This is a genomic window from Microbacterium sp., assembly GCF_051953575.1.
In the GTDB taxonomy this organism is placed as follows: Bacteria; Actinomycetota; Actinomycetes; order Actinomycetales; family Microbacteriaceae; genus Microbacterium.
This window is the reverse complement of record NZ_JBQCIP010000094.1, coordinates 1-3,573: the sequence shown is the minus strand read 5'-3', so window position 1 is coordinate 3,573 and position 3,573 is coordinate 1. Positions and strand designations below refer to the sequence as shown.

The 3,573-nt window shown below is 73.1% G+C and carries 4 protein-coding genes and 1 pseudogene; 2 read left to right on the top strand and 3 right to left on the bottom strand.

Going from position 1 to position 3,573, the window contains the following annotated elements:
- A pseudogene (locus ACTHNQ_RS06425) lies at positions 1 to 113 on the bottom strand (TIGR01457 family HAD-type hydrolase); the annotation flags it as partial.
- Between the two features lie 40 nt (positions 114 to 153).
- On the opposite strand from ACTHNQ_RS06425, the gene ACTHNQ_RS06420 reads away from it, so the two are divergent.
- Both ACTHNQ_RS06420 and ACTHNQ_RS06415 read left to right on the top strand, forming a co-directional pair.
- On the top strand, positions 154 to 1,110 hold the full coding sequence (locus ACTHNQ_RS06420) for an SDR family NAD(P)-dependent oxidoreductase (protein ID WP_440332114.1): 957 nt from the start codon (positions 154 to 156) through the stop codon (positions 1,108 to 1,110).
- Between the two features lie 40 nt (positions 1,111 to 1,150).
- Positions 1,151 to 1,840, top strand: coding sequence for a VIT1/CCC1 transporter family protein (locus ACTHNQ_RS06415; protein ID WP_440332112.1), 690 nt, complete (start codon positions 1,151 to 1,153; stop codon positions 1,838 to 1,840).
- 16 nt (positions 1,841 to 1,856) lie between these two features.
- On the opposite strand, the gene ACTHNQ_RS06410 is transcribed toward ACTHNQ_RS06415, so the two are convergent.
- The gene (locus ACTHNQ_RS06410) at positions 1,857 to 2,492 is read right to left on the bottom strand and encodes a metal-dependent transcriptional regulator (protein WP_440332110.1); all 636 of its coding nucleotides are present in this window, start codon (positions 2,490 to 2,492) and stop codon (positions 1,857 to 1,859) included.
- Between the two features lie 23 nt (positions 2,493 to 2,515).
- The coding region (locus ACTHNQ_RS06405; RefSeq protein WP_440332108.1) for an Nramp family divalent metal transporter at positions 2,516 to 3,573 on the bottom strand (1,058 nt) is incomplete at its 5' end.

Genomic DNA, 3,573 nt, shown 5'->3' with positions numbered 1-3,573 from the left:
TGCTCGCGCCACTGCGCGAGCAGTTCGGCGGCGCCCGGGATCGGGGTGTTCTCGTGCACCAGCACGCCGTCCATGTCGGTGAGCCAGCATTCGATGTCGGACCGGGTGCGCATGCGTAAAGACTAGGTGCCGCGCAGGCGTAGGGTCGATGCCGTGACGTGGGATCCCCGCAGCCTTCCCGACCTGACCGGCCGCGTGTACCTCGTGACCGGATCGAACGCCGGCCTCGGGTATTTCGCGTCCGAGCAGCTCGTGCGCGCGGGCGCCCGCGTGATCATGTCGGCGCGTCACCCGAACCGTCTGTCGGCCGCGCGCGCCGCGATCCGGCGGAGGGCCCCGGATGCCGCACCGGACGCCACCGAGCCCCTCATCCTCGACACCTCCAACCTCGGCTCGGTGCGCTCGGCCGCGGCCAGCGTGCGCGGCCGCGGGGGCCTCGACGGCGTGCTGCTGAACGCCGGGATCGTGCACGCGCCCAAGGTCCGCGAGACCACGATCGACGGCCACGAGGTCGTGTTCGCCACCAACGCCCTCGGGCACTTCGCGCTCGCCGGCGAGCTGCTGACGGCGCTCGCCGAGGCCGCGGGCCGCATGGTGTGGGTGGGCAGCATGTCGACCGCGCTCACCCCGTACGACCCCGTCGACCCGCAGCTGTCCGAGAAATACTCGGCGTGGCGCGCCTACGTGCAGTCCAAGGTCGCGACGACCTCGTTCGGGTTCGAGGCCGACCGTCGGCTGCGCGAGGCCGGCATACCGGTCGAGAGCGTCGTCGCGCACCCCGGGTACTCGACCGGCGGCCGCACACCCGGCATCGTGGGGGTCAACGAGCCGTCGCGCGCCAAGCGGTTCGCCGACAACCTGCAGGCCGTCGCGGCGCAGTCCAAGGAGCACGGCGCATGGCCGCTCGTGCGGGCGCTCGCCGACCCCGCCATCGAGGGCGGCGAGTTCTGGGGACCCCGATCGGGATCGCGTGGGGAACCGCGTCGGCAGACCGCCGCCAAGGTGACGCGAGACCCCGAGATCGCCGCCCGTCTGTGGGCGTTCGCCGAGGCCGCGACCGGCGTGGCCTGGCCGTTCGAGAAGGCCGCGCAGATCGCGGCGCACCGCTGAGACAGCCTGCTCGACTGCCAGACTGACCCCAGGAGGTCGCATGGCGGAGCAGCTCTCGTGGTGGTCGCGGCTCGTCGCGCGCGTCCGTGAGACCTCGTGGGCCATCGACGCCAACGACGGCATCATCGCCACCGCCGGTCTGCTGCAGGGCTTCGCCGGCGCCGGAGCGGGCGACCGGCTGCTGCTGTTCACCTCGATCGCCGCGATGCTCGCGGGCGGTCTGAGCGCCGGCGGCGCCAAGTGGGCCGAGGTCGCCGCCGAGCGCGAGGGCGAGCTGGAGCTCGCCGCCGAGGAGCGGTCCGAGATCGAGCGCGACCCGGAGGGTGAGCTGGCCGAGCTCGCGACGTACTGGCAGGGGCGTGGCCTGACGCCGGAGCTCGCGCACGAGGTGGCGCAGCAGCTCATGGCCCGCGACGCGGTCGGGGCGCAGCTCGACGCCGAGCACGGCATCGAAGAGATCACCCACGCCTCGGCGCCGTGGTGGGCGGGCGTCGAGACCGCGATCGCCTTCATGATCGGCGCCGCCATCCCCGTGATCATCACGTTCCTGGCGCCGGTGGCCATCGAGACGTGGGCGATCATCGTCGCGGTCGTGGTGTCGCTCGCGTTGACGTCGCTGGTCGCGGCGGGCGTCGGCCGGCTGTCGGCGGTGCGGATGCTGATCCGCAGCCTGATCGTGGGCCTGGGAACGATGGGCGTCAGCTACCTCGCGGGCGTGCTCTTCTTCTGAGACCTGGGGCGGCGGTTCAGGCGCTGAGCCACACGGCGCCGGCGGCGGCCGCGGGCAGGGCGACCTCGACGTCGTCGATCCGCAGGGATGCGGCATCCAACACCGTCACCGACGCCCCGACGGCCACACCGGACGCCTCCACGGCCCGCAGCAGGTCGGGGTCGCGGTCGCTGACCCGCAGCACCCGGCCGACGTGGCCCGCCGGTGCCTGTCCGAGCAGCACGAACGGCTCGCGGTGCACCCGGCCCTCGCCGTCGGGGATCGCATCGCCGTGCGGGTCGAAGCGGGGGCGTCCGAGCCGTTCGTCGATGCCCTCCAGCAGGCGGTCGCTGATGGCGTGCTCGAGCACCTCGGCCTCGTCGTGGACCTCGTCCCACGAGTAGCCGAACTCGCGCACCAGCCATGTCTCGATGAGGCGGTGACGCCGGATGATCGCGGCGGCGCGCCGCTCGCCGGCCTCGCTCAACGACACCGGACCGTACGGGCGGTGGGTCACCAGTCCCTGCGCGGCGAGCTTCTGGACCATCTCGGTGACACTCGACGGCGCGAGCCCCAGCTCGGACGCCAGCTGCGACGGCGTGATGCGGTCGTCCTGCCACTCGGTGTGGTGGTAGATCGTCTTCAGGTAGTCATCGACCGCGGGTGAGGGCACGGCCACCAGGCTACCCGCGGCCCTCACGCGGTGAGCACGAGGAACAGCAGCACGCCGTTCAGCGCGATGAGGAAGACGGATGCCGCCACCCCCGCGATCGTCGTCCACACCCGGTTGCGGAACGCGCCCAGCACTTCGCGGTTCGCGGTGAGGGCGACCAGCGGTACGAGCGCGAACGGGATCCCGAACGACAGGACCACCTGGCTGAGCACGAGGGCCACCGTGGGATCGAACCCGAGCCCGAGGATGACGAGCGCCGGGATCAGCGTCACGAGGCGCCGGGCGAGCAGCGGCACCCGGATGTGCAGCAGGCCGTGCATGATCTCGGCGCCCGCGTACGCGCCCACCGACGTGCTCGCCAGGCCGCTCGCGAGCAGCCCGACCGCGAACAGCGTCGCGACGAGGGGACCGAGGCCCGCGTACAGGGCGGCGTAGGCGCCTTCGAGGGAGTCGGTGCCGGGCACCCCGGCGAGGTTCGCCGCGGCGAGCAGCAGGATGCACAGGTTGACGGTGCCCGCGATGAGCATCGCGATCGACACGTCCCACTTGGTCGCCCGCAGCAGCCGCCGGGTAGGGATGCCGCGCAGCTCGGCGAGGGTCGGATCGGCCGACCCGCGGTCGCTGAGCGGGTGAGCGGCGAGTGCCGGGCGGTCGGTCGCGCCGAAGTGACGCCCGCCGGATCCTTCCTCGGGCTCGGGGCGCCGAGCGGCGCCTTGGGGCGTGGAAAGTCCGCCCCGAACGGACGGTCCGCGCCCCGAACCCGAGGCGGTGCCGGTGCGCGGCGCGAACCGGTCGCGCGCCAGGGCGCTGTGGGCGTAGATCGCGTGCGGCATGATCGTCGCGCCGAGGATCGAGGCCGCCAGCAGCACCGAGTCGGTGCCCTCGAAGCGGGGGACGAGGCCGCCGATCACGCCCGCGGGGTCGGGAGGCGCGACGAGCACCCCGAATGTGAAGCCCAGGGCGATGATCGCCAGCAGCCCGATGACGACGAACTCGAACGTGCGCGGGCCGCGCCGCGACTGGATCAGCAGCAGCGCGATCGACACCGCGCCCGTGATGGCGCCGCCCCACACGAGGGGCA